At 62.6% G+C, this 23,204-nt stretch carries 24 protein-coding genes; 7 read left to right on the top strand and 17 right to left on the bottom strand.

All coding sequences use genetic code 11. The features are described from left to right. Nucleotides 1-178 precede the first annotated feature (178 nt). Nucleotides 179-778: a molybdopterin adenylyltransferase gene (mog, locus tag AC1DZ5_RS17660; RefSeq protein WP_477891422.1), complete on the bottom strand. Its 600-nt coding sequence runs from the start codon at nt 776-778 to the stop codon at nt 179-181. After that, nucleotides 775-1,437: a ribosome biogenesis factor YjgA gene (gene yjgA / locus AC1DZ5_RS17665; protein WP_477891424.1), complete on the bottom strand. Its 663-nt coding sequence runs from the start codon at nt 1,435-1,437 to the stop codon at nt 775-777. The genes mog and yjgA overlap by 4 nt, the downstream gene beginning before the upstream one ends. Nucleotides 1,438-1,460: 23 nt before the next feature. Here yjgA and pmbA point away from each other — a divergent pair, with 23 nt between their 5' ends. Together pmbA and AC1DZ5_RS17675 are read left to right on the top strand one after the other, a co-directional pair. Then, nucleotides 1,461-2,882 carry a metalloprotease PmbA gene (gene pmbA / locus AC1DZ5_RS17670; protein ID WP_477891426.1) on the top strand — a complete coding sequence of 474 codons (1,422 nt, stop codon included), beginning with the start codon at nt 1,461-1,463 and terminating at the stop codon, nt 2,880-2,882. A 16-nt stretch (nt 2,883-2,898) separates the two neighbouring features. Beyond that, complete coding sequence (locus AC1DZ5_RS17675) at nt 2,899-3,696, top strand: DUF4399 domain-containing protein (RefSeq protein WP_477891428.1); 798 nt, start codon at nt 2,899-2,901, stop codon at nt 3,694-3,696. A gap of 9 nt (nt 3,697-3,705) precedes the next feature. On the opposite strand, the gene AC1DZ5_RS17680 is transcribed toward AC1DZ5_RS17675, so the two are convergent. The 10 genes from AC1DZ5_RS17680 to nirB all read right to left on the bottom strand — a co-directional run bounded on the left by AC1DZ5_RS17680 (nt 3,706) and on the right by nirB (nt 15,044). After that, a complete protein-coding gene (locus AC1DZ5_RS17680; RefSeq protein WP_477891430.1) occupies nt 3,706-4,152 on the bottom strand; it encodes a GatB/YqeY domain-containing protein in 447 nt (148 codons plus the stop codon). Nucleotides 4,153-4,271: 119 nt separating this feature from the next. After that, nucleotides 4,272-4,484, bottom strand: coding sequence for a 30S ribosomal protein S21 (gene rpsU / locus AC1DZ5_RS17685; RefSeq protein WP_105262375.1), 213 nt, complete (start codon nt 4,482-4,484; stop codon nt 4,272-4,274). Between the two features lie 131 nt (nt 4,485-4,615). Next, nucleotides 4,616-5,860: a BaiN/RdsA family NAD(P)/FAD-dependent oxidoreductase gene (locus AC1DZ5_RS17690; protein ID WP_477891432.1), complete on the bottom strand. Its 1,245-nt coding sequence runs from the start codon at nt 5,858-5,860 to the stop codon at nt 4,616-4,618. Between the two features lie 143 nt (nt 5,861-6,003). Further along, on the bottom strand, nt 6,004-6,708 hold the full coding sequence (locus tag AC1DZ5_RS17695; protein WP_477891434.1) for a methyl-accepting chemotaxis protein: 705 nt from the start codon (nt 6,706-6,708) through the stop codon (nt 6,004-6,006). A 61-nt stretch (nt 6,709-6,769) separates the two neighbouring features. Then, on the bottom strand, nt 6,770-7,588 hold the full coding sequence (gene cobA / locus AC1DZ5_RS17700) for a uroporphyrinogen-III C-methyltransferase (protein ID WP_477891436.1): 819 nt from the start codon (nt 7,586-7,588) through the stop codon (nt 6,770-6,772). Next, the gene (gene ybiB / locus AC1DZ5_RS17705) at nt 7,585-8,490 is read right to left on the bottom strand and encodes a DNA-binding protein YbiB (RefSeq protein WP_477891438.1); all 906 of its coding nucleotides are present in this window, start codon (nt 8,488-8,490) and stop codon (nt 7,585-7,587) included. Before ybiB ends, cobA begins: the two co-directional genes overlap by 4 nt. Before the next feature lie 18 nt (nt 8,491-8,508). Continuing rightward, nucleotides 8,509-11,316, bottom strand: coding sequence for a nitrate reductase (locus AC1DZ5_RS17710; protein WP_477891440.1), 2,808 nt, complete (start codon nt 11,314-11,316; stop codon nt 8,509-8,511). Nucleotides 11,317-11,340: 24 nt separating this feature from the next. Continuing rightward, the gene (gene nirD / locus AC1DZ5_RS17715) at nt 11,341-11,724 is read right to left on the bottom strand and encodes a nitrite reductase small subunit NirD (protein WP_477891442.1); all 384 of its coding nucleotides are present in this window, start codon (nt 11,722-11,724) and stop codon (nt 11,341-11,343) included. Nucleotides 11,725-11,802: 78 nt separating this feature from the next. Beyond that, a complete protein-coding gene (locus AC1DZ5_RS17720) occupies nt 11,803-12,594 on the bottom strand; it encodes a type IV pili methyl-accepting chemotaxis transducer N-terminal domain-containing protein (protein WP_477891444.1) in 792 nt (263 codons plus the stop codon). 11 nt (nt 12,595-12,605) lie between these two features. After that, entirely contained in the window at nt 12,606-15,044 is a 2,439-nt protein-coding gene (nirB, locus tag AC1DZ5_RS17725; RefSeq protein ID WP_477891446.1) for a nitrite reductase large subunit NirB, read from the bottom strand. 367 nt (nt 15,045-15,411) lie between these two features. Here nirB and AC1DZ5_RS17730 point away from each other — a divergent pair, with 367 nt between their 5' ends. Further along, nucleotides 15,412-16,662, top strand: a complete 1,251-nt coding sequence (locus AC1DZ5_RS17730) for an ANTAR domain-containing protein (protein WP_477891448.1) — start codon at nt 15,412-15,414, stop codon at nt 16,660-16,662. A gap of 78 nt (nt 16,663-16,740) precedes the next feature. Beyond that, nucleotides 16,741-18,501: a bifunctional protein-serine/threonine kinase/phosphatase gene (locus AC1DZ5_RS17735; protein ID WP_477891451.1), complete on the top strand. Its 1,761-nt coding sequence runs from the start codon at nt 16,741-16,743 to the stop codon at nt 18,499-18,501. Nucleotide 18,502: 1 nt separating this feature from the next. On the opposite strand, the gene AC1DZ5_RS17740 is transcribed toward AC1DZ5_RS17735, so the two are convergent. Beyond that, nucleotides 18,503-19,078: a TetR/AcrR family transcriptional regulator gene (locus tag AC1DZ5_RS17740; protein WP_477891453.1), complete on the bottom strand. Its 576-nt coding sequence runs from the start codon at nt 19,076-19,078 to the stop codon at nt 18,503-18,505. A gap of 98 nt (nt 19,079-19,176) precedes the next feature. On the opposite strand from AC1DZ5_RS17740, the gene AC1DZ5_RS17745 reads away from it, so the two are divergent. Together AC1DZ5_RS17745 and cynS are read left to right on the top strand one after the other, a co-directional pair. Then, nucleotides 19,177-19,644 carry a nuclear transport factor 2 family protein gene (locus AC1DZ5_RS17745; protein ID WP_477891455.1) on the top strand — a complete coding sequence of 156 codons (468 nt, stop codon included), beginning with the start codon at nt 19,177-19,179 and terminating at the stop codon, nt 19,642-19,644. 56 nt (nt 19,645-19,700) lie between these two features. After that, the gene (cynS, locus tag AC1DZ5_RS17750) at nt 19,701-20,144 is read left to right on the top strand and encodes a cyanase (RefSeq protein ID WP_477891457.1); all 444 of its coding nucleotides are present in this window, start codon (nt 19,701-19,703) and stop codon (nt 20,142-20,144) included. 57 nt (nt 20,145-20,201) lie between these two features. Here cynS and AC1DZ5_RS17755 read toward each other — a convergent pair whose 3' ends face one another. From AC1DZ5_RS17755 to AC1DZ5_RS17770, 4 genes are read right to left on the bottom strand one after another with little or no spacing between them, the layout of a single operon-like run. After that, nucleotides 20,202-20,633 carry a DUF1801 domain-containing protein gene (locus tag AC1DZ5_RS17755; RefSeq protein WP_477891459.1) on the bottom strand — a complete coding sequence of 144 codons (432 nt, stop codon included), beginning with the start codon at nt 20,631-20,633 and terminating at the stop codon, nt 20,202-20,204. 4 nt (nt 20,634-20,637) lie between these two features. After that, a complete protein-coding gene (locus AC1DZ5_RS17760) occupies nt 20,638-21,129 on the bottom strand; it encodes an SRPBCC family protein (protein WP_477891461.1) in 492 nt (163 codons plus the stop codon). Next, nucleotides 21,092-21,439, bottom strand: a complete 348-nt coding sequence (locus tag AC1DZ5_RS17765) for an ArsR/SmtB family transcription factor (protein ID WP_477891681.1) — start codon at nt 21,437-21,439, stop codon at nt 21,092-21,094. Before AC1DZ5_RS17765 ends, AC1DZ5_RS17760 begins: the two co-directional genes overlap by 38 nt. A gap of 32 nt (nt 21,440-21,471) precedes the next feature. Continuing rightward, on the bottom strand, nt 21,472-21,933 hold the full coding sequence (locus tag AC1DZ5_RS17770) for an SRPBCC family protein (protein ID WP_477891463.1): 462 nt from the start codon (nt 21,931-21,933) through the stop codon (nt 21,472-21,474). Between the two features lie 393 nt (nt 21,934-22,326). On the opposite strand from AC1DZ5_RS17770, the gene AC1DZ5_RS17775 reads away from it, so the two are divergent. Continuing rightward, nucleotides 22,327-23,076, top strand: coding sequence for a hypothetical protein (locus AC1DZ5_RS17775; protein WP_477891465.1), 750 nt, complete (start codon nt 22,327-22,329; stop codon nt 23,074-23,076). The last annotated feature ends 128 nt before the right edge of the window (nt 23,077-23,204 follow it).

Consider the following 23,204-nt stretch of genomic DNA (forward strand, 5'->3'; position numbering starts at 1 on the left):
ACTTGCAGCGTCTTCTAGACCAGGCCCGCTACTTCGTGCTGCCCGTGCGACGCACGGATCGCAGTTTCCCACGCCAGGTCAAACGCTCTACGCGCAGCAAGTACCCATCAAAAAAATGCCAGTCAGCTCTTAACTGACTGGCATTGCCCCTCGGGGCCTTTTTTACGGCTGTGTGGGTTCAGCTACGCACGGGTCGCACCGCGCTCTTGGGCCGAAAGCCCTTGCAGACTGTGTCCACGGTTTCCAGATAGGGCCCCCCAATCAGGTCCACGCAGTAAGGCACGGCGGCAAAGATGCCCGGCACGATCTGTTGACCGTCGGCGCCTTTCAAGCCTTCCAGCGTCTCCGCAATGGCCTTGGGCTGGCCCGGCAGGTTGATGATCAAAGTTTGCTTGCGGATCACCGCCACCTGGCGCGAGAGGATGGCGGTGGGCACAAAGTGCAGGCTGATGGCGCGCATCTGCTCGCCAAAGCCCGGCATTTCCTTGTCGGCCACGGCCAGTGTGGCCTCAGGCGTCACATCGCGCAGGGCCGGGCCGGTGCCACCGGTGGTCAGCACCAGCGCACATTTCGCATCCACCAGCGCAATCAGTGTGTCTTCAATGGATTTTTGCTCGTCGGCAATCAACCGCGCTTCGAATTGGATCGGGTTGTGCAGCGCACGGCTCAGCCAGTCTTGCAGGGCGGGTAGGCCTTTGTCTTCGTAGACGCCGCTGGAAGCGCGGTCGCTGATGGAAACAATGCCAATTTTTACCGACTCAAACCCCGAAACACTCACGTCTCGTCTCCGTCGTAGTCGGCCCCATCGTCGGCATCGTCAGAGCTGGGGCCATCCTGGTGGGCCAGTAGGGCTTCGCGCACCAGCTGAAAAATATCGCGGTACGAGCGGCCGTGGCGCAGGGCTTCGCCGGGTTTCTCTGGCTTGGCATCCTTGCGGGCCTGGCGCACCAGGGCGCGCAGGTTCTGGCTGTCGGTGGCGGGGCTCAGGGTCAGCCATTGGCCCAACGCATCGTCGTCGGCAATCAGGCGGTCGCGCCATTGTTCGGCCTGGTGCAGCACCATGGTTTCTTTGGCCGACGGCATGTGCTGTTCTTCCAGTGCGGCGCGGATTTCGTCCCACTTGGTCGGTTCCAGCTTGCGCATCAGCTTGCCGATGAACTGCATCTGGCGGCGTTTGCCTTCGAAGTTGGTGATGCGCTTGGCTTCCGCCACGCCCTCCACCAGTTTGTCGGGCAGGTCCAACTTGGTGATGAGTTCGGTGCGCAACGTCAGCAGGTCTTCGCCGAGCTTTTGCAGCTCGGTGCTTTCCTTTTTGAGGTCGGTGCGGGTGGGCTCATCCGTGCCCTTGAGTTCGCGCTTGTACTCCAAGTCCAGTGCGCTGCCTTCGGCGACGAACTGACCCTTGACGTAATAGCCCTTTTTTAGTTTGCGTGACATAGCCAAGTATCATAGCCGTCGCCATGAAGAAACCCACCTCCGCCTCTGGGCGCACCTCCCCATCTCCCACTCCCAAGGCCAAACCGGCCGACAGCGGCTTTGCCTACACCCGCGACTTTTTCGAGTCGCGCGTGGACACCGCACTGGCGCAGGCCAAGAAACTGGGGGCGACCGACGCCGGCGCCGAAGTGTCCGAGGGCTGTGGGCTGAGCGTGTCCGTGCGCAACGGCGAACTGGAGAATGTGGAGCGCAACCGCGACAAATCGCTGGGCGTGACCGTCTATGTGGGCAACCGCCGTGGTAACGCCAGCACCTCTGATTTTTCGGATGCCGCCATCGAGCAAACCGTACGCGCGGCCTACGACATCGCGCGCTTCACGGCCGAAGACCCGTTTGCCAGCCTGCCCGATGCCGACGATATCGTGTCTGTGGCCGATCGCAGCCGTAACTTGGATTTGTTCTTCCCATGGGCCGTAACCAGTGAAGAAGCCGCCAAGTTGGCGTTGGAATGCGAAGCCGCCGCCCTGGGCGTGAGCAAGCGCATTACCAACAGCGAAGGCGCGGCTGTATCGGCCCAGCAATCGCATTTTTTTAGCGCCCACACACGCGGGTTCCGCGGGGGCTATGCCTCTTCGCGCCACTCGCTTTCGGTGTCGCCGATTGCGGGCAAGGGCAACGACATGCAGCGCGACGCCTGGTACAGCTCCATGCGCTCGGCGGACGAACTCGCCTCACCCCAGGCCGTGGGCCGCTACGCTGCCGAACGCGCATTGAGCCGCCTGAAGGCCCGCAAGATTGCCACGGTGGAATGCCCGGTGCTGTTTGAGTCGCCCCTGGCGGCTGGGCTGGTGGGCGCCTTTGTGCAGGCCGTGAGTGGCGGCGCGCTGTACCGCAAGAGCAGTTTTTTGCTCGATTCGCTGGGCAAGCAAGTGCTGCCCAAGCACATCGACATTCAGGAAGACCCGTTTGTGCTGCGCGGCAAAGGCAGCTCGCCGTTTGACGACGAAGGCGTGCGCGTGCAGGCCCGCAAGGTGGTGGATGCCGGGCGCGTGCAGGGTTATTTCTTGAGCAGTTATTCGGCCCGCAAGCTGGGCATGCGCACCACCGGCAACTCGGGCGGCTCGCACAACCTGACCTTCACCTCCCGTTTGACCAAGGCCGGTGACGACCTGGACGCCATGCTGCAAAAGCTGGGCACCGGCCTGCTGGTGACCGAGTTGATGGGGCAGGGCGTGAACTATGTGACGGGCGACTACTCGCGTGGCGCCAGCGGCTTCTGGGTCGAGAAAGGCCGCATTGCCTACCCGGTGCATGAAATTACCATTGCTGGCAACATGAAAGACATGCTTAAGGGGATCGTGGCTGTGGGCGCAGATGCCTACAACTATGGTGCCAAGACAGTGGGGTCGGTACTGATCAACAAAATGAAAGTAGCCGGTAGCTAAACCAGGGAGGTTGCTGATGCGTGCTTTTACATGGATAGCGGGCGTAGGTGCGTTGGCTGCCAGCGCTGCGGTGCTGGCTCAAAACCCGGTGCCCCCTGCGCGAGTGCTGCACCCGTGGCAGGCAGCTTTGCCGCGCGGTGAGGCCGAAGCCTATTTCACCAATCTCAAGTCCGGTGACCGCATCGAAACTCCGTTTGTGCTCAAGTTCGGCCTGTCGGGCGGCTGGGGCCTGGCGCCCATTGCCAAGCCGCTGGGCGGCAAAAGCGGCCACCACCACCTGCTGGTAAACCGCGATCTGCCGCTGGATTTCAAGGCAGCCTTGCCTTTCAACGACCAGTACATCCACTTTGGCAAAGGCCAGATGGAGACCGTGTTGACGCTGGCCCCAGGTAATTACACGCTGCGCATGTTGCTGGCCGACGGAAATCACCTGCCGCATTTTGTGTATAGCAAGCCCCTGAAGATCACCGTCACCCAGAAGAACGCCACCGACCCCAAAAGCCTGGTGAAGAAGGGCCTGGAGGTCCATGTGGCCAGCCCGGAGGTGAAAGTGCCGTTCCGCGTGCAGTTCCATGCGTCTGGCCTGAATGTGGCGCATGCGAGCCAGCAGGAGAAAGATACGGGCCATTTCAAGCTCACGGTGACCAGCAAAACCGGTACCGCGGCCGAAATGGAGTTTGTGGATGGGCAGACCGAAACCTGGTTGACCCCGCCTGCGGGGGACTACACGCTCAAGCTGGAATTTCTGGACAACCTGAGCCCTAACCAGGCGCTGGCCAGCGCCGTGACCACGTTGGTCAAGGTGCAGCCCTAGCGCAGTGGTTTAGCCTGCCAGGGCGGTTTTGACGGCCGCAGACACGGTGCCCATTTCGGCTTTGCCGGCCAGGCGGGTTTTCACCACGCCCATGACCTTGCCCATGTCGCCCGGGCCTGCAGCGCCCAGTTCGACCACGATGGCCTTCACCTCAGCCAGCACCTCCTCGGCAGACATGCGCTGGGGCAGGTAGGCCTGCAGCACTTTCATTTCGGACGCTTCCTTGTCGGCCAGCTCCTGGCGTTCGGCTTTGATGAAGGCTTCGATGCTGTCCTTGCGCTGTTTGATCAGCTTGTCCACGATGGCCACCACCATGACGTCATCCAGCACCACGCGCTCATCCACTTCCTTTTGCTTGCAGGCCGCCAGTAGCAGGCGGATGGTGCCCAGGCGCTCACTGTCCTTGGCGCGCATGGCGGTCTTCATGTCTTCGGTGATCTGGTCTTTGAGTGACATAACGGTGCTTCCTGAAAGTGGAACAAAAGTGAGGCTACAGAATGAAAAAAGCCCGCCGGAGCGTCCCCAGGCGAGCTTTTTGTGGCCAGAAGCTGCGTACAGCTTCATGGGCCAGAAACTTAGAACAGTTTCTTGGGGAGCTGCATGCTGCGAATGCGCTTGTAGTTGCGCTTGACGGCGGCAGCCTTCTTGCGCTTGCGCTCTGCAGTGGGCTTCTCATAGAACTCGCGGGCGCGCAAGTCGGTCAGCAAACCCAATTTTTCAATAGTGCGCTTGAAGCGACGCAGGGCGACGTCAAAGGGCTCGTTTTCTTTTACACGGATCGTTGTCATTACGTAATGAATTCCAAAATGTGCTGTCGCCAGTCATGGGGGGAGATCGAGACCCACATGCCACGTTCAGCGGTATTTCCCCATCTATAACTAGTATTGGCCGATGAGGAGACTGCCAGAATAGCCCGTGATTATAACGCGTTAATGCGCGATGCCAAGCCATGGGCGCAGGCGTAGCCGCTGGCCCAGGCCCACTGGAAGTTGTAACCGCCCAGCCAGCCGGTCACATCCACCACTTCTCCAATGAAAAACAGGCCCGGTTGGTGGCTTTCCAGGGTTTGGCTGGACAGCACTTTGGTATCCACGCCGCCCGCCGTCACCTCGGCTTTGCGGTAGCCCTCGGTGCCGGTGGGGGTGAGTTCCCAGCGGCTCAGGTGCTCGGCCAGGGCATTCAGGGCCTTGTCGCTGGCCTCGTTGACCGGGCGCTGCCAATCGTGGCCCCAGGTTTTGCCCTGTTCTACCCAGGTGTCGGCCAGGCGGCTGGGTACCAGGCCGGCCAGCTCGTTGGCAATGCGCTTGCGCGAGGTCGCTTTGGCTTCGGCCAGATGCCTGGCCAGGTCGGTGCCAGGCGCCAGGTTGAGGCGGATGGGTGTGCCTTCGGCCCAATAGCTGGAGATTTGCAGCACGCCCGGGCCACTGAGCCCGCGGTGGGTGAACAGCAGGTCTTCGCGAAACGCCATGCTTGTCTTCTTGGCCCCAGTGGCAATGTCCACGGGCAGCGACAGGCCCGAGAGCTGGGAAAACGGGGCCCAAGCGGCCTCGTCAAAGGTCAGCGGCACCAGCGCGGGGCGGGGCGTGACCAGCGGCAAGTCGAACTGTTTGGCCACACGGTAGCCAAAGTCGGTGGCACCGATCTTGGGAATGGACAGGCCGCCAGTGGCGATGACCACCGCGCCGCAACGGATGACACCGCGGTCGCTCTCAATTTCATAGCTGCTCGCGCAATTTCCATGCGGGCTAGCGGCCAGAAACCGTATGGATTTGACGCTGCACGGCTGCCAGCGCTCCACGCCACCCGCGGCGCACTCGGCCAGCAGCATGGCAATCAGGTCTTCGGCCGAGCGGTCGCAAAACAGCTGGCCCTTGTGCTTTTCGTGGAAGGCAATGTCGTGTTTCTTCATCAAGCCAATGAAGTCGGCTGGTGTGTAGCGCGACAAGGCCGACTTGGCAAAGCGTGGGTTCTCGCTGAGGAAGTTGGCCGCGGTGACGTCCACATTGGTGAAGTTGCTGCGCCCGCCACCCGAGATGCGAATCTTCTCGGCCACCTTCTCGCTGTGGTCGATCACCAGGACCTTGAGGCCCAGCTGGCCCGCCACCCCGGCGCAAAACAAACCGGCAGCCCCGGCACCCATGATCACCACGTCAAAACTATGCATGCGCGCAGTGTAGGGGACGGCCTGTTGGAGTGAAACGGTTCGTAGCGTGTTGGGGCACGCAGTTTGGCGCGATTTCGGGCCCGAAGGGCTATGAGCGCCGGGCTGCGGGCCCCAGCGCGCTGCGCGAGCACAAGAGGCCGTGTTCAGGCCTGCTGCCGATTCCGATCCGCCAAATCAATCGCCTTGCGTGACAGCCCGTCAATCTCGGTGCTGATGCCCGAGAGCACATTGGCCACCACCGCAAATTCGCGCCCCTGGTGGCCCGCGCGTGCGGCCATCACCTGGGCGTTGAAGCTCACCACCTTGGCCTCGCGGGCAATGGTGTGGATGTCGGAGACGATGCCGGTGAGTTCCTTGAATAGCAAATCGGCTTTGGCTTTGGTTACCACGTCAAAGGTAGTGGTTGCGGTGTTCAGGGCTTCAAGCACGCCGTCCGTGGAATCGACGATGCTCTCCAGCACCGCTGTGGTCCGGCGCGACTGGCTGGCAATGTGCTCCAGCGCGGTGCGCATCAGGTCCATGAAGGTCTGGATGATGGCGTTCACGCCCTGTGCACCTTCGTACACCGTGCGCAGGCGCTGTGCGCTGGGGGCATCGTAGTTTTGGATGGTGCCCAGCAGCCGCGCATGGCTGTCGCAAAACAGTTGGAAGGTGCCGTGTGCGGCGGTCAGCTGGCGGGCATCGCCATTCGCCGCCAACAGGGTTTGCATGACCATGCGCTGCGACAGCATGCGCTGGCGCGCGGCGAGGTTCAGGTCGGAAATCTGCCCCGTGGCAGGTGCACGGGTGCCGGTGGCGCGGACAGGAAGTAAAGCCGAAGCGGGGGAATGGGCGAGACTGGTGGTCATCATGGGGGGAATTCCTTTCGCGTGGAGTTCAATAAGCAAAAAGAATGCCCGAGCTAAGTATTTACCCTAATCTTTTAACCAGAGCGGAAACAGACGTTGCAGGTGCCATCTCGCAGGAGCTGGCAGCCTGGATGCCCAGCACCACATTGCCCACCACGATGACGCTGGGGCTGGCCAACTGTTCGCGGACGATAGTGGCCTGCAGCGCCTGCAGCGCGCACACCGCGTGGCGCTGGGTGGGCAGGCTGGCGTTCTGGATGATGGCCACGGGCGTGTCCGATGGCAGGCCCTGCAGCAGACCATGCTGGATGTCGGCAGCGCCGCTCACCCCCATGTAGATCACCAGCGTGAGTTTGGCCTGGTCGGCCGCAGCGGCCAGTGCGGGCCAGTCGGTTCCGCTGTCGCCGGGCTTGGCGTGGCCGGTGACAAACACCACACCATGCGCATGTTCGCGGTGCGTCAGCGGCACGTTGAGCGAGGTGACCGCGGCCAGGCCGGCAGTGATGCCGTTGACCACCGAAACGCGCACACCGGCGTCCTGCAAATGCTCCACCTCTTCGCCACCGCGGCCGAAGATAAAGGGGTCGCCGCCCTTGAGGCGCACCACGTTTTCGCCCTCCAGCGCGGCCGTGATCATCAGGCGCTCGATGAACGATTGCGGTGTGGACTTGCAACCCCCGCGTTTGCCCACATGGATGATGCGGGCGCCGGCTTGGGCATGGGCCACGATGGCCTCGTTCACCAGGTCGTCTACCAGCAGCACCGTGGCTTGCTGGATGGCCTTGAGGGCTTTGAGCGTGAGCAACTCGGGGTCGCCGGGGCCGGCACCCACAAGGGTGACGTGGCCGCTGGAGGGCGCGCTGGAAAGGTCGTGTGTCATAGGTTGCGGTGTATTTGCAAAATGTGCGCCACCTGGTGCGCAATCGGTGCGGGCACGGGCTGGCTGCCGGCCAGCACTGCGCGGATGTAGGCCGCAGTCGTGGCCGCATCGGTGCTGGTGGGGAGTTCGGGCAGATCGGTGAGCGAGCCGGCTTGGTAGGCCTGCAGGTCGGTGGACTGGCCGTTCACAAAGGCCTGCATCTTGGGCGTGCGGCGCGGGTCGGCCACGGCCTCGCCCTCGGTGCCGCGGATCAGCAACGCGTTGGACTGCGCCAGGGCCAGCGTCTCGGCCATGGAGATGGCGTACTCGGGATGCGTGTAGCTGCTAATCAGCAGTGCCGGGCCGTCCACCGGGTTCATGAGCTTGACCAGGCTGTGCGCCGGGTTACGCAGGTTCACCACGCGGCGCACATCCAGCAGGCGCTGCAGGCCGGGGCACAGCAGGGCTGTGGGCACAAACGCCACCGCACCTGGTGCTACGGAATTGATAGCTGCTTGCGCAGGAATGTCGAGGGCTACGAGCACTTCCGATATAAAAACCCGGCGGTCTTCGGTGGCGGCGCCGTGGATGAGTACGGGCAGGCCTTCGCGTGCCAACAGCAGCGCGAGCAACGGCGTCAGCAGCGGCAGCTTGCGCGCGCCGTTGTAGCTGGGGATGACCACCACGGGCTGCGTGCTGGCGGGCAGCAGCGCCATGCGGCGGCGCGTGGCGTCCAGAAAGCCGGCCATCTCTTCGGCGGTTTCGCCCTTGATGCGCATGGCCAGGCAGAACGCGCCCACCTCCAGATCGGTGACCGTGCCGTCCAGTACCTGACCGAAAAGGTCGTCCGCCTGTTCACGGGTGAGGGGACGGGCGCCGTCTTTGCCGCGCCCGATTTCTTTGATGTATTTGCCGATAGCCATGGGGCGATTGTCCGTGACTCAGGCGGTGGTCGGCTCCATGCTGGTGCGCACCATGCGCTGCAGCTGCGGCACACACGAGCCGCAGTTGGTGCCACACTTCAGCGTGCTTTGCAGCGTGGCCATGCGATCGGCGGCAAAACCGGTGCAGTTGGCCAGTGCGGAGTTGATGGCGCTGTCAGTCACGTTGAAGCAGGTGCACACCACCTTGCCGCGCGACTGCACGGGCAGGGGCGGTGTGGCACCGGGCGCCAGCAGCGCGCGGCCGTAGTTTTGCGCGGGCTGCTCATCCTGCAGCAGCGTGGTCATCCAGCTTTGGGCGCGTGTGTCGCCGGCCAGCATGAAGCCTTCCAGCGTGGCGTTGACCGTGGCGCGTTGCAGGCGCACGGCACGGCGCTGGCCGCGCTTCTTGTCGGCGTAGCGCACCACGTCAGCGCCGTTCAGTTGCAGTAGCGTTTCGATCTCTTGCAGCACCTCATCCGAAGCTGCCTCCAGGTCGGCCGCCCGGAACAGCACACCGCTGCGCTCATGGCCCTTGGAATCTCCGGCGCTGCCAAACGGCACGCAGCTGGCAAAGGCAAAGCGGCACATCAGGGCTTGCAGTGCACCGCGCACGGCCAGCACCTCGGTGGCGGGTAGCCAGGCAATGGCCAGCAGGGTCCATGGCATGTCGGCCTTCAGCACCTTGACGGCCGCGTGCTTGAACTCGGGCTGTTTGGAGTCTGGGCAGTAGGCCGAGGTGGTGAGGGCGTTGACTCCGGCAAGCCGGGAGCCGGTGGCGCTCACGCCGCTCAAATATTCTTCGCCCCAGTGCATGGCCATGAACACCTGGCTCATGCCCACTTCGGGGCTGGCCTGCACGGGCACCAGGATGGAGCCGCGACGTGAGGTGACGTGCACCAGGTCGTTCTCCTGGATCAGGCGGCGGGCCATGTCCTGCGGGTGCATTTGCAGCACGGGTTCGCGCACATGGCCAAACAGGCGGCCCAGCGTGCCGGTGCGGCTCATGCCGTGCCACTGGTCGCGCAGGCGGCCCGTGGTCAGCGAGAACGGGTAGCGTGCCTCGCGCGGCTCGGCCACGCCGCGGTACTCCGCATTCACAAAGCGGGCGCGGCCGTCGGGCGTGGGGAACACGCCATCTTCGTAGAGGCGCACCTTGCCAGTGCTGGCACCTTCGGGCATGGGCCACTGCAGGGGCTTGGCGTCCAGTTGGGCGTAGTCCATGCCGGTGATGTCGAGGTCGCGGCCGCGGGTGGATTCGCGGTGCTCGTTCCACACCGATTCGGCCGTGGGGTAGGGGAACAGCGTGCCGGTGGTCGTGTCGCGGCCCAGCGCGCGCTCCAGGCGCTGCGCAAAGTCGGTGGCAATGGCCCAGTCATGGCGCGGGGCGGTGTCGGGCGCGCCGGGTGGCACCACGGCGGCACGCACACGGCTGATGCGGCGTTCGCTGTTGGTGACCGTGCCTTCTTTTTCACCCCAGGTGGTGGCGGGCAGCAGCAGGTCGGCGTAGCGGCAGGTGGCGGTGGTGCTGAAAGCCTCTTGCACCACCACAAACTCGGCGCGCTCCAGCGCGCGGCGTACGGTGGTCTGGTCGGGCATGCTTTGCGCGGGGTTGGTGCAAGCAATCCAGAGCGCCTTGATCTCACCATCGGCCGCAGCTTGGAACATCTCCACGGCGGTCTTGCCGGGGGTGGACGGCACATCGGGTACTCCCCACAGCGCGGCCACTTCGGCGCGGTGTGCGGGGTTGGCCAGGTCGCGGTGGGCGGAGAGCAAATTGGCCAGGCCACCCACTTCGCGTCCGCCCATGGCATTGGGCTGGCCGGTCAGCGAGAACGGGCCGGCACCGGCCTTGCCAATCTGGCCTGTGGCCAGGTGCAGGTTGATGAGGGCGGTGTTCTTGGCCGTGCCGCTGCTGGACTGGTTCAGGCCCTGGCAGTACAGGCTCAGCGTGGCTGGGCTCTGGGCGAACAGGCGCGTGGCCTCCAGCAGGTCGGCCTTGCTGATGCCGCAGGTTTGCGCCACGGCATCGGGTGTGTAGTCGCGCACCGTGGCCTTGAGGTCTTCAAAGCCTGTGGTGTGCGCGGCAATGTAAGCAGGGTTGGTCCAGCCCTCCCACAGCATCAGATGCAGCATGCCGTTGAACAGCATCACATCGGTGCCGGGCTGGATCTGCAGGAACAGGTCAGCCAGCTCCACGGTGTCAGTGCGGCGCACATCGGCCACCATGATCTTGAGCGCGGGGTTCTTGCGCTTGGCGTCTTCGATACGTCGGAACAGGATGGGGTGGGCGAACGCGGTGTTGGAGCCGACGATGAAAATCGTTTGCGCGTGGTTCACGTCGTCGTAGCAGGCGGGTGGGGCGTCGGCGCCCAGCGTTTTCTTGTAGCCGGCCACCGCGCTGCTCATGCACAGGCGCGAGTTGGTGTCGATGTTGTTGGTGCCAATCAGGCCCTTGGCCAGCTTGTTGAAGACGTAGTAGTCCTCGGTCAGCAGCTGGCCGCTGACGTAAAAGCCCACGGCATCGGGCCCGTGGTTTTGAATGATGCGGGCGAACTGGTCGGTGGCCAGCGTGAGCGCACTGTCCCACGACATGGGCTGGGGCGCGGCTTCGCGTTGGAGGCGCTGCAGGGGCTGCAGCAGCCGGGTTTGCAGGGTGACCGGTTCGCTGGCCGTCAGGTGCAGCGTGGAACCCTTGGAGCACAGGCGACCGTAGTTGGCCGGGTGGTCCGGGTCGCCCCGCACGCCGGTGATTTGCGCGCCCTGCGACTCGATGATGACGCCGCAGCCGACACCACAGTACGGGCAGGTGGAGCGCGTTTCGGTCATGCTTGGGTGTCCTTCTACTTACGGTCAGGCGGTGGCGTTGCGGCTGACGGGGCCGGCGATGGGGCGCACCAGGTCGGTGGCGTGGCCTTGCAGTTCGGTAGTTTTCAGAAACACTTGGTCACCGTCCAGCTTGACTTCGAACTTGGGCGTGCAGCCCTCGTCAGGGGCGCTGGCCTGGCCGTCGCACAGGCCAATCGTCCAGTTGTGCAACGGGCAGGCCACGCTGGTGCCAAACACGATGCCCTGGCTCAGGGGGCCGCCCTTGTGCGGACAACGGTCCAGCAGCGCAAACACTTCGTCCTGCGTGTTGCGGAACACCGCCACGTCCAGACCCTGGGTGCGCGCCACACGGCGAGAGCCCAGCACGGGGATGTCTTCAATCTTGCAGATCAAGGTCCATTCGGTCATTTTGTTCTTCCTAATGCTATTGTTTTGGTAGCTGCCCGCACAATGTTAACGGGGGCTAGAGGCCTATTTTGTATAAATTTACGCTTTGAGGCTGGAGTACATGCCGGTCACCCGGTCCATCACCGCCAGCAGGTTTTCGCTGCTGATGAATATCTCGGCCATGGGCCGGGGGCGTTGTGCGCCTTCTTGCAGCTGCTTAAGGGCCATGTCGAAGAACACCCACTGTGCATCGGCCAGCGTCAGCTCGTCCTTGATGCGCAGGGTGGCCTCGGGCGCGTTGCGCAGCAGCTCCATGGCGGCGGTGAACTCGTTGCGCGCCTTGGCAATCTCGGCCGTAGCCACGCTGGCATCCACCGGCAGCGTGGCGGCCAGGTAGAACTTGGCCATGCGCTGGCTCAGCATGCGCTGGCGCCCGGCAATGTTCACCAGCTTGCCCACGGGCTTGGCCAGCGCCGCCTCGTACTGCACCGTGCCCTGGTGCGCCAGTGCCAGCACCTTGGCGTCCAGCTGCAGCAGGCTGCCCGCGTTTTCGCGGTTGGGGCTTTTGCCCACCAGCGCGGTCTTGTACTCGGACCAGGCTGCGTCGAGCTTGCCGTAGGTGGCCTGTACGTCGGGTGTGGGGGCAAAGCCTTTGAGCTCGGCGAGCTGGCGGTCAAACAGCGACATGGACTTGTCCAACACGGTTTGCGCGCTGGTCTTTTCCACGTTTTGCAGCAGGGCCAGCCAGGCCTTGCCCATGCGCTGGCTCAGCATGCGCTGGCGTCCGGCCTTGTTGATGGCGTCGCTCAGGTCCACCACCTGGGCCTGGGCTGGCAGTGCCAGACCCAGCCCACCGGCAGCGGCTACAGCAATCAGGGTTCTGCGTTGCATGGCGGTGGCCCTCAGGCTTTGACAGCTTCGAACTGGCGGGTGTCGACCTGCGCGTCCTTGAAGTCGAACCAGGGATCGGGCTCACCGTCCAGCGCAAACTGCAGGCGTTCCCACAGCGCCTTGCGGCCCTCGTGGTCTTCCAGAATGCGCTTCTTCACATAGTCCAGGCCCACGCGGTTCACATAATGCACGGTGCGCTCCAGGTACCAGCCCTCTTGGCGGTACAGCTCGCAAAACGCACCGGTGTACTCCAGCACTTCGGCCGCGGTTTTCACCTTCACCAGGAAGTGCGCCACCTCGGTCTTGATGCCGCCGTTGCCGGCCACATACATTTCCCAGCCGCTGTCCACACCGATCACGCCCACGTCCTTGATGCCAGCCTCGGCGCAGTTGCGCGGGCAGCCGGAGACGGCGAACTTCACCTTGTGCGGTGCATACATGCGCCACATCGCGCGCTCCAGGTCCTTGCCCATTTGCGTGCTGTCTTGCGTGCCCATGCGGCACCACTCAGATCCCACACACGTCTTCACCGTGCGCAGTGCCTTGGCGTAGGCGTGGCCGGAGGGCATGCCGATGTCTTTCCAGATACCGACCAAGTCTTCCTTCTTCACGCCCAGCAAGTCGATGCGCTGGCCACCGGTGACCTTGATGGTGGGCACCTTGTACTTGTCGGCAGCATCGGCAATGCGGCGCAGCTCGTCGGCCGTGGTCTCGCCGCCCCACATGCGCGGGATGACGGAGTAGGTGCCGTCCTTCTGGATGTTGGCGTGGCTGCGTTCGTTGATGAAGCGGCTTTGTGGGTCGTCCTTGGCTTCTTTGGGCCAGCTGCTGATCAGGTAGTAGTTCAGCGCAGGGCGGCAGCTGGAGCAGCCGTTGGGAGTCTTCCAGCCCATGCCCTGTTGCACTTGCGCGATGGTGAGGTATTTTTCCTTCACGATGGCGTCGCGCACGGCCTGGTGGCCATGGTCGGTACAGCCGCACATGGCCTTGGTCTTGGGCGTGGCGGAGTAGTCGCCACCGGCGGTGAACATGATGATTTGCTCCACCAAGCCGGTGCAGGAGCCGCAGGATGCGCTGGCCTTGGTGTGCTTCTTGACCTCGTCCAGCGTGAACAGGCCTTTCTCGCGGATGGCCTTGCAGATGGTGCCCTTGTTCACGCCATTGCAGCCGCAGACCTCATCGCTGTCGGCCATGGCGGCGGCTTTGTTCTGGCCCTGGTGGCCTACGTCACCGATGTTGGAGCCGCTCTCGCCAAACATCAGCTTGTCGCGGATATCGGCAATGCTGCGGCCGTCGCGCAGCAGCTTGAAGTACCAGCTGCCGTCCACGGTGTCGCCGTACATGCAGGCGCCCACCAGCTTGTCATTCTTGATCACCAGCTTTTTGTAGACGCCGCCAAAGGGGTCGCTCATCACGATTTCTTCGGTGCCGTCGCCGCCCGTGAAGTCGCCGGCCGAGAACAGATCAATGCCTGTCACCTTCAGCTTGGTGGAGGTGAGCGAGCCGGTGTAGCGGCCAATGCCGTACATGGCCAGGTGGTTGGCGGCCACTTTGGCCTGCTCAAACAACGGGGCCACCAGGCCATAGGCAATGCCGCGGTGGGCTGCGCATTCGCCCACGCTGTAGATGCGGGCGTCGGTCACGGTTTGCATGGTGTCGGTCACCACAATGCCGCGGTCCACATGCAGGCGCATGCTGGAGGCCAGCTCGGTGTTGGGGCGAATGCCCACAGCCATCACCACCAGGTCGGCCGGTACTTCGGTGCCGTCCTTGAACTTGATGCTCTTCACGCGGCCATCTTCACCACCCACCAGCTCCTGGGTCTGAGCGCCCATCAGGAACTGCAGGCCACGCTCTTCCAGCGACTTGCGCAGCAGGCCACCGGCCACGGTGTCCAGCTGGCGCTCCATCAGCGTCGGCATCACGTGCACCACGCTCACGGTCATGCCGCGCAGCATCAGGCCGTTGGCCGCTTCCAGACCCAACAGGCCACCACCGATGACGACGGCGTGCTTGTACTTGGTGGCCGCGTCGATCATCGCGTTGGTGTCGGCAATGTCGCGGTAGGCGATCACGCCTTCCAGGTCTTTGCCGGGGATGGGCAGGATGAAAGGGTTGGAGCCAGTGCAGATCAGCAGGCGGTCGTATTCGGCCTCAGTGCCGTCCGACGCCTTGACGATGCGTTTGACACGGTCCACTTCCACCACTTTTTTGCCAGCGTGCAGCGTGATGTTGTTCTCGGTGTACCACTCAAAGGAGTTCAGCACGATCTCGTCCAGCGTCTGCTCGCCAGCCAGCACCGGGCTCAGCAAGATGCGGTTGTAGTTGGGGTGGGGCTCGGCACCAAAGACGGTGATGTCGTACAGGTCCGGGGCCACCTTGAGCAATTCCTCAATGGTGCGCACGCCGGCCATGCCGTTGCCAATCATTACCAGTTTCGATTTTTTCATAGTAGCCACTCCAAGGACGAGAAGACTCAAGCGGATGTGGCGGGGCCACATGCCAGAAATTAGGGGGTAGAGGAGATCCGCGCCTTATGCAAAGGCGCACCAGCAAGCACTGGCGTTGGACAGACTGCGACTGCGCGACTTCGTTGTGCGCAGAACCGGCATGGCTGTCATCTCGTTTGAGCGCGTCGTTGCGCCCGGCTCAGCTAATGCAAGAGCTGTGCCATATGATCGGAACTTGTCTGCATCGGCCCTGTTTGCCGTGGGTCTGGTGCGCGAATTGCGTGACCCTGAATCGCTTGTGAGCCCCGCTGTTCCTGGCTAAACCTGATTTTTTATGATTTCCGTCCTGCTTTGCTCCACCCGCCAAATGACCGCGCCCACGCTGGCCGCCGACCTGCAGGCGGTGGGCATTTCGGTGCTGGCCACGGTCGACGATTGCAGCAAGTTGGTGCAGGGCGTGGTGCTGCACGCACCAGATGTGGTGGTTTGCGACGTGCCGTTGCCCACCAGCGCGTGGTTCCAGGCGCTGCAAGTGGTGGGGCAAACCGTGCCACGCCCGTTGATCGTGTTCACGAATGACAGTGATGCCAGCCATATCGAGCAGGCCACCGAGTGCGGCGTGCATGCCTATGTGGTGAACGGCTATGGGGCCAACCGGCTGCGCCCGCTCATCCATCTGGCACAGGCACGGTTTCAAAAGGCCGAGCAACAGCGCCAAGCCTATGAAGAACTGGCCACCCGCTTCGAGGAGCGCAAGGCGGTGGACAGGGCTAAGGGCATTCTGATGCGGGCCCAGAGCCTGTCGGACGATGACGCCTTCCGCACCCTGCGCTCGGCCGCCATGAGTTCCAACCAGCGCATGGGCCAGCTGTCGCAGCACATCATCCAGTCGGCCCACTTTGCCGAGGTGGTGAACCGCTCGGGCCAACTGCGCATGTTGTCGCAGCGCTTGGTCAAGTTGCACCTGCTGCAGGCTGCACAGGTCCAGGCCGTGCACCACACTGCCCTGCTGCAGGACTCGGTGCTGTGGGTGGACAGCAACTTTGCGCTGTTGCGCAAAAACCTGTCGCAGCCCACCTATGGCGATTTGCTGGCGCAGGTGGCCCACACCTGGGAGCTGCTGAAGGCCGCGTTGGCCGCAGGTGGCACTGACGTGGTGGAGCGCGAGGCCGAGGCCTTGCTGTTGGGCGCTGAGCGCCTGACGGCCAGCCTGGAAAGCTCGGGCGCCGCCGCACCGCTGCAGGTGCTGAACCTGGCGGGGCGCCAGCGCATGCTGTCGCAGCGCTTCGGCAAGTACGCGCTGTTGGCGCTGGAAGGCGAGGGCATGGCGGTGGAGCTGGCTCAGGCCGGCATGCGCGCTGCCCAGCAGGAATTTGAAAAAGCGCTCACCTACCTGAATGGCCTGCCCCTGAGCACCCCCGCCATCCATGAGGCCCTGGGTGCTGCAGGCGTGGCGTGGCTGCAGATGGTGGCCGCGGCCCAAGACGCCCAGCGCCTCAGTCCTGCCAAGCGCGGCGCCCGGCTGGAAGATCTGGCGGCGGGCAGCGAAACCTTGCTGGGCCTGTTCGAGCAGCTGTCGGGCCACTACGAACACAGCATGCAAATGCTGCTGGGATGAGGCAAGGGTCTAGGGTTAACCCGCACGATTTTGGTGCGTTGCAGCAACATTCGGCACTGAAATTGCTTATCTTGGTGCATGGCTTTTGACATAGACATTGGCTTTGCATCCCTGGCCGGGCGCAAACCTCTTAACGAAGACTTCTGCGCCGCCATGTTGCCCACCCCCGGGCAAGAGGATATGGGCTCCATCGTTGCCATTGCCGACGGCGTTAGCGCTGGTGGCATGGGCCGCGAGGCTGCGCAGACCACGGTGACCAGCCTGGTGCGCGACTACTTTGGCACCGCCGAGACCTGGGACACGACCGTCGCCCTGGACCGCATCATCGCTGCGCAAAACGCCTGGCTGTGTGGCATCAACCGGCGCCGTCAGCCTGCCATGGGCCTGACCACGCTGACCGCACTGGTGTTGCGCGGCCATTCGTACACGCTGGCCCATGTGGGGGATGCGCGCTGCTACCTGGTGCGCGACGGCAAGGCCACCCAGCTCACGCAAGACCATGTGGTCAACCACCCGGACCTCAAACACCAGCTGCTGCGCTCCGTCGGGGCCGAAGACCACCTGGTGGTGGACTACCTGCAGGGCGACCTGCAGGTGGGCGATGTGTTCATTCTGCTCACCGATGGTGTGCACGGCGAAGTGGCGGCCCGCCGCCTGCCCGAATATGCGGCCATGGCCGACGCGCGTGAGGCCGCCCAGAAGCTGGTGGACCTGGCGCTGACCCGGGGCAGCAACGACAACGTGTCCGCCATGGTGGTGCGCGTGCAGGGCCTGCTGGAGGCCACGCTGGCCGATGCCAACCGCCGGGCCGAGGCCTTGCCCATACCCGCAAAGCTGAAAGTCGGCGACACGCTGGACGGTTTTGCCGTGACGGCGCCCATTGCAGACAACGGCATCAATGTGCTGTACCAGGTGCGTGACCCGGTGACGCAGACGCTGTACGCCCTCAAGACCCTGAACACCGCCCGCGCCCACGACCAGGAAGAGCGCGCCATGCTGGCCCATGAGGCGTGGCTGGCGCTGCGCATGCATTCATCTCGCGCAGCGGACCACCTGGTGGCCGTGCACGAGCGCTTGCCCAATGGCCGTGAGCGTTCGGCGTTTTATGTGCTGTATGACTGGCATGGCGGGGAGACCCTGCAGCAGCAGCTGGACCACCACACACGCGTGGCGCCGGCCGTGGCGCTGGGCTACACCATGCAGGCACTCAAGGGGCTGGCGCGCCTGCACCGGCAGGGCGTGGTGCACCGCGACATCAAGCCCGCCAACCTCCACCTGGGTGACGACGGCGTGCTGCGCGTGCTGGACCTGGGGGTAGCCCTGAGCGGGCGTGAACCCGCCGCCATGCGGGCGCTGCACGCGGGCACGCCCAGCTATGTGAATCCCGAGCAATGGGGCTTTCGCACCAAGGCCGGCAATGGCAAGACGGAAGCGGAGGACGGCGAAGCCCAACTTCCCAATGCACAGAGCGATTTGTTTGCGCTGGGCGTGACGCTCTACCAGCTGCTCACCGGCAAACTGCCCTATGGCGATGTGCTGCCCTACCAGGTGGGTCGCTACTACCGCGACCCCACGCCCCCCAGTCGCCACAACCCCGAGGTGCCCATCTGGCTGGACCACGTGCTGCAAAAAGCCGTGGCCCGCGACCAGCGCCAGCGATTTGAAACAGCCGAAGAATTCCTGCTGGCGCTGGAGCGCGGCGCAAGCCGCCCGCTAAACGCACCCATGGCGACACCGCTGATGCAGCGGGACCCCACCGCCATCTGGAAGGTGGCGTTGGGCGTGTCGGTGCTGCTGAATATTCTGCTGGTGTACTGGCTGCTGTTTTTGCCGAAATAGCCTACGCTGCCCGAAGCGCGCGCAAGATGTGCGCAAGGCTAGACAAAGCCCCCTCAGGCCTCTGTGCGCCTTGGGCCTGAACAATCGCGCCGTCTATGGCTAGCGCCATGGCCTGTGCGTCCTTCTGTCGATGCCTGGATGGGGGGAGCAGCGTGGCCACCGCTGCCGCCATGCTTTCCTTGTGCGTACGCGCAATGTCAATCACTTCGGGCTGGGTTCCGCCCAGCTCCGCCACGCTGTTGATAAACGCGCAGCCTCGAAAGCCATCGTCTTCAAACCACTCCCGCAGCACAGGTACCAGGGCATCTGTGCCTGCAAATTTGGTTCCGTGGCGGCGCAGGGCATCGGTGAACCAGTCCATCCACTTTTCATGCCGGTAGGCCAGGAAGGCCTGGATCAACTCGTTTTTGCTGGGGAAGCAGCGGTAGAAGGTCGCCTTGGCCACGCCCGATTCTGCAATCACGCGGTCGATGCCCGTGGCCCGAATGCCATCGCTGTAGAAAAGCCGGTGCGCGGTCAGCAAGATGCGCTCACGGGGGGGCTGGTCTTTCAATTCGGGCGTGGGAAATAGCGACATGTCGTCATTGTAGACAAGTCTGTCTACATCGATTAGCATTTGCATGCAGACAGATCTGTCTACGTATGCCCCATTGCTTTTGAAAAGGTCCACTCCCCATGGAAGCCCGTCCACCATTGCCCCCATTTACCCTTGCCACCGCCATACAGAAGGTGCGCTTGGCCGAAGACGCCTGGAACTCGCGTGACCCTGCGCGCGTAGTGCTCGCCTACAGCACGGATACGTGCTGGCGCAACCGCGTCGAGTTTCCTGTCGGCCGAGAGGCCGCACAGGCATTGCTCGAGCGCAAATGGGCACGCGAGTTGGACTACCGCTTGATCAAGGAAATCTGGGCCCACGCCAATGATCGGATTGCGGTGCGTTTCGCATACGAATGGCACGACGACGCAGGCAACTGGTTTCGCAGCTACGGCAACGAGAACTGGGAATTCAACGCGGACGGCTTGATGACCCATCGCCACGCCAGTATCAATGACCAACCGATCCAGGCGTCTGACCGCAAATTCTTCTGGCCCTTGGGCCGCCGCCCTAATGACCATCCGGACCTGAGTGACCTCGGCCTGTAAGGTGCACTTCTTGCATTCCATCTTGACTTTCCAACCACTGCCGCCAAGGAGCACTTATGAACCGCAACGACGTTACTGAAAAAATCATCGCGACCAAAGTCAGCAAAGGGCTGAAGTGGGAGAGCGTTGCCAAGAAGGTGGGGCTGAGTAAAGAGTGGGTGACCGCCGGTTGCCTGGGCCAAATGACCTTTGACGAAAAGCAGGCCAAGGTCGTCGGCAAGATCTTCGGCCTTAGCGCCGAAGAGATCAAATGGCTGCAGGTGGTGCCGTACAAAGGCTCACTCCCCACGGCGGTTCCTACCGACCCCCTGATCTACCGCTGGTACGAGCTGGTCAACGTGTACGGTACAACCATCAAGGAACTGATCCACGAGGAGTTTGGTGACGGCATCATGAGCGCCATCGACTTCAGCATGGACATCGTGCGCGAGCCCGACCCCAAGGGCGACCGCGTCAACGTGGTGCTTTCCGGCAAGTTTCTTCCGTACAGGCAGTATTGAGCGCGGGCAGTTGGCTGGAAGCGCGTCTTCTTTGTCACTGAAGTTCCTTGCTACTTTTCAAAGCCCGGGGGCTGACTTCGCTTTCTTCGCAGGTTTGGCCTTGCCTGCACTGTTGAACGCACCCGCTTGCTGAATGAGCGCCTTGAAGGCGGCTGCGTCTACTTCTTCGCCTTCGTGGATGTCGATGGCGCGGCGCATGTTGCCGTCCAGGCTGGCGTTGAAGAGGTTGGCTGGGTCTGGCAGTAACGCGCCCTTGGCGAAGGTGAGTTTCACTTTGTCCTTGTAAGACTCGCCGGTGCACAGGATGCCGTGGTGCGACCACACCGGCGTGCCCATCCACTTCCACTCTTCGACAACGTCCGGGATGGCCTCTTGAATCAGCTGGCGCATTCTGCCTAGCGTGGTCCCGCGCCAGTCGCCCAGATCGGCGATTCTTTGCGTGATGAATTCCGATGCGGACCCGCTGGGGTCTGGGGCTGACTTTTTCATGGTCTTAGGCTGCTGGGACTCTGGGCAGCACATGCCCGGTCTCCAGCAGCGTCTTCAGGTTCGACAGCACCGCAGGCCAGCCGCCTGAAATACCTGCCAGCATTTGCGCGTCGAGGTCTATGTGGCTGACGGTCAGGCGGACCAAGCCATCAATGCGTTGCTCGATGTCGATTTCCACGCGCGAGTGTTTGGATTCGTCGTCGGCCTCGCTGGGGCGTGCCCAGGTGTAGACCAAGCGCTTGGGCGGGTCGCACTCCACCACCTTGCCGCAGATGTCCACGGTGCGCGCAGCGTCCAGACGCTGGTGCTCCCATTTCGAGCCGGGCTTCCAGTCCGACACGTTGACGCGGGCACATTCCGATGTAGGGCCCACCCAGTACTGCGCCATCACGTCGGTGTCCATAAAGGCCTGCCACACCTTCTCGGGCGTGGTCTGGATATAGGTCACGTACACAAAGCTAGGTTTTGCGGGGGGTGTCGTTGCGGTCGTTGTCATGCTGTTTACCTTCCAGTTGTTGCTTCAGGTGGTGCAGGGCGTCAAGCCGGTGGTGCTCGAACTTGGCGATCCACCGCGTGTGAATTTCATGCAGCGGCACGGGGTTGATGTAGTGCAGCTTCTCGCGTCCCTGCCACACCACGGCAACCAGGTTGGCCGCCTCCAGCAGTTGCAAATGCTGGGTGACGGCCTGGCGCGTCATGTCCATGTGTTCGCACAGCGCGCCCAGCGTCTGGCCGCTCTCGCTGTGCAGCTGGTCGAGTAGGCGCCTGCGCGTCGGGTCGGCCAGTGCCTTGAAAACTTTGTCGATATCCAAAACGTGCTTTCGTCATTGGTGGCACCTCAGTCCGCGCCGTCGCCGCTGATATGCGGGTCGTGCGGGTTGGGGGTGCCTTTGCCGGTTTCTACCAGCGATTTCAGGCTCATCAGGTACATCGCCCACTTGGTACTGCAATGGTGCATGAATTCCACGGGTTCTTTCCAGCCCTGATGTTTGAACAGCACGATGGCGTGTTCGCCGGATTGCTGCAGGTCGAAACGGATGCGCGTGCATATCCATTCCGCAGGGCCATCCACCACCTGCCAAAGCACGCTGCGGGACGGCTCCAGCTCCAGCACCTTCATGTCAAAGCCGCCGATCTCAACCCCGTCGACGCTGAAGCGGAAGGTGAGGGCGCCGCCCGCAGCGGCGTCCCCTTGCGTGTTGTGCGTCCACCAGGCTGCAAGACCTTCGCGCGTGGTCAACGCTTGGTAGACGGCAGCTACCGACGACTTGATACCGACCCTGTGCAGGATATCCACCATGACTGTTCTCCTTGAAGTGTCAGAGAATTATATGCAAGTAAATACTTGCATGTCAAATGCTGCAACGGCCTGAAAAATGAATTGGCAAGAAAAATCCGCGCAGCCCCCGTAGGATCTGCGCAGCTAGCTACTGTTTTAGTAGCGTCTGTGTTTGAGGCGGTGCGGGCGTGGGGCGGCGTTTCCCGATTCAGGTGTAGTTTTAGCGCCTACATAATCTGCAGACGGCTGGTTTTGAGGCAGCCAAGGCAAGTTCAAACAGTGGCGTAAGCGTGATTAAAGGGAGCTGTGAATCAAATGAAGTCAATATGGGTGCGTGCAGTAGCCGGCGTTCTGGGGCTCGTTTACGCGTTTATGTGTATGCCGATTTACATGGCGCCTAGCGGACTACTCCTGTTGAATTGGATTCACCATTTTTCGTTCTTGCAAGAGCTTGGGCCTTTGGTGCTCTGCGTGGTGATGGTGGCCGTTGCGGGGCGCTTTCATGCGCATGCAACGCGAATGTTTTTCTTTGTGAGTATCCCGATCAGTGTCGTTCTGGTGGTTGTTTTGGTTCTCGCAAGCAACATGTACTCGTGGCTGGACACGGCTGGGGAGGTGATTACCTTTGCAGTTGTGCTGCCGGTTCTGGGAATCCGAGGGTTCCAATGGTTGCGAAGTCAATTGCAGACGAGACGCCCCCAAAAACTGCCTTGGCTCATCTTCTACACAAGCCCAATCCTGTTGTTCGGGGCCGCCTACTTGGTGGGGTTTCAGCTTGCTGACGGACATCTTCCTTCAAATCTGGTCTTCTTCTTTGCTCTGTATGGGTTTTGCACCTTGGGACTTGCGCTGGGCATGTCTGCAATAGGGACTTATTCTTCCAGGCGGCTCAACGGAGTCTGGTTTTGGATAGCAGCAGTGGCCGGTGGTTTGGGTTGGGCTGTGTTGCAAGAACTCCTGTCGTCGCCCGTCCTGTTTCTGTATGCCGCACGATATTCAGCCCAGGTCACTTTGAACCTGAATAGCGACTTGTCGGTGGATGCATTTCAACACGCCATCTACCGTTTCGCCTCTGTCTATGTCCCCATTCACATCCTGTTCTGCATGGTGCACAGGCCGCCTATTGCGCACATCAGTGTTCCTGCCAACGCGATGGATGTGTAGAAAAAAAGCCGCGCAGCCCCCGTGGGATCTGCGCGGCTAGCTACTGTTTTAGTAGCGATTGATTGTTAGGCGCCGCGTGCGCGCCCGCCTTTTTAGTTCCGGCACGCTTCGCTTAACTTGCTTCGCAA

The sequence above is a fragment of the Rhodoferax sp. P1_F3 genome, from assembly GCF_056405715.1.

Excerpts from the sequence above, each read along its gene's own strand:
- AC1DZ5_RS17735 (WP_477891451.1), top strand. The coding sequence starts at position 16,741 with ATGGCTTTTGACATAGACATTGGCTTTGCATCCCTGGCCGGGCGCAAA.
- AC1DZ5_RS17755 (WP_477891459.1), bottom strand. The coding sequence starts at position 20,633 with ATGAAAAAGTCAGCCCCAGACCCCAGCGGGTCCGCATCGGAATTCATC.
- yjgA (WP_477891424.1), bottom strand. The coding sequence starts at position 1,437 with ATGTCACGCAAACTAAAAAAGGGCTATTACGTCAAGGGTCAGTTCGTC.
- nirD (WP_477891442.1), bottom strand. The coding sequence starts at position 11,724 with ATGACCGAATGGACCTTGATCTGCAAGATTGAAGACATCCCCGTGCTG.
- AC1DZ5_RS17675 (WP_477891428.1), top strand. The coding sequence starts at position 2,899 with ATGCGTGCTTTTACATGGATAGCGGGCGTAGGTGCGTTGGCTGCCAGC.
- AC1DZ5_RS17695 (WP_477891434.1), bottom strand. The coding sequence starts at position 6,708 with ATGACCACCAGTCTCGCCCATTCCCCCGCTTCGGCTTTACTTCCTGTC.
- rpsU (WP_105262375.1), bottom strand. The coding sequence starts at position 4,484 with ATGACAACGATCCGTGTAAAAGAAAACGAGCCCTTTGACGTCGCCCTG.
- AC1DZ5_RS17710 (WP_477891440.1), bottom strand. The coding sequence starts at position 11,316 with ATGACCGAAACGCGCTCCACCTGCCCGTACTGTGGTGTCGGCTGCGGC.
- AC1DZ5_RS17730 (WP_477891448.1), top strand. The coding sequence starts at position 15,412 with ATGACCGCGCCCACGCTGGCCGCCGACCTGCAGGCGGTGGGCATTTCG.
- pmbA (WP_477891426.1), top strand. The coding sequence starts at position 1,461 with ATGAAGAAACCCACCTCCGCCTCTGGGCGCACCTCCCCATCTCCCACT.
- nirB (WP_477891446.1), bottom strand. The coding sequence starts at position 15,044 with ATGAAAAAATCGAAACTGGTAATGATTGGCAACGGCATGGCCGGCGTG.
- AC1DZ5_RS17740 (WP_477891453.1), bottom strand. The coding sequence starts at position 19,078 with ATGTCGCTATTTCCCACGCCCGAATTGAAAGACCAGCCCCCCCGTGAG.
- cobA (WP_477891436.1), bottom strand. The coding sequence starts at position 7,588 with ATGACACACGACCTTTCCAGCGCGCCCTCCAGCGGCCACGTCACCCTT.
- AC1DZ5_RS17745 (WP_477891455.1), top strand. The coding sequence starts at position 19,177 with ATGGAAGCCCGTCCACCATTGCCCCCATTTACCCTTGCCACCGCCATA.
- cynS (WP_477891457.1), top strand. The coding sequence starts at position 19,701 with ATGAACCGCAACGACGTTACTGAAAAAATCATCGCGACCAAAGTCAGC.
- ybiB (WP_477891438.1), bottom strand. The coding sequence starts at position 8,490 with ATGGCTATCGGCAAATACATCAAAGAAATCGGGCGCGGCAAAGACGGC.
- AC1DZ5_RS17760 (WP_477891461.1), bottom strand. The coding sequence starts at position 21,129 with ATGACAACGACCGCAACGACACCCCCCGCAAAACCTAGCTTTGTGTAC.
- AC1DZ5_RS17770 (WP_477891463.1), bottom strand. The coding sequence starts at position 21,933 with ATGGTGGATATCCTGCACAGGGTCGGTATCAAGTCGTCGGTAGCTGCC.
- AC1DZ5_RS17720 (WP_477891444.1), bottom strand. The coding sequence starts at position 12,594 with ATGCAACGCAGAACCCTGATTGCTGTAGCCGCTGCCGGTGGGCTGGGT.
- AC1DZ5_RS17690 (WP_477891432.1), bottom strand. The coding sequence starts at position 5,860 with ATGCATAGTTTTGACGTGGTGATCATGGGTGCCGGGGCTGCCGGTTTG.
- AC1DZ5_RS17680 (WP_477891430.1), bottom strand. The coding sequence starts at position 4,152 with ATGTCACTCAAAGACCAGATCACCGAAGACATGAAGACCGCCATGCGC.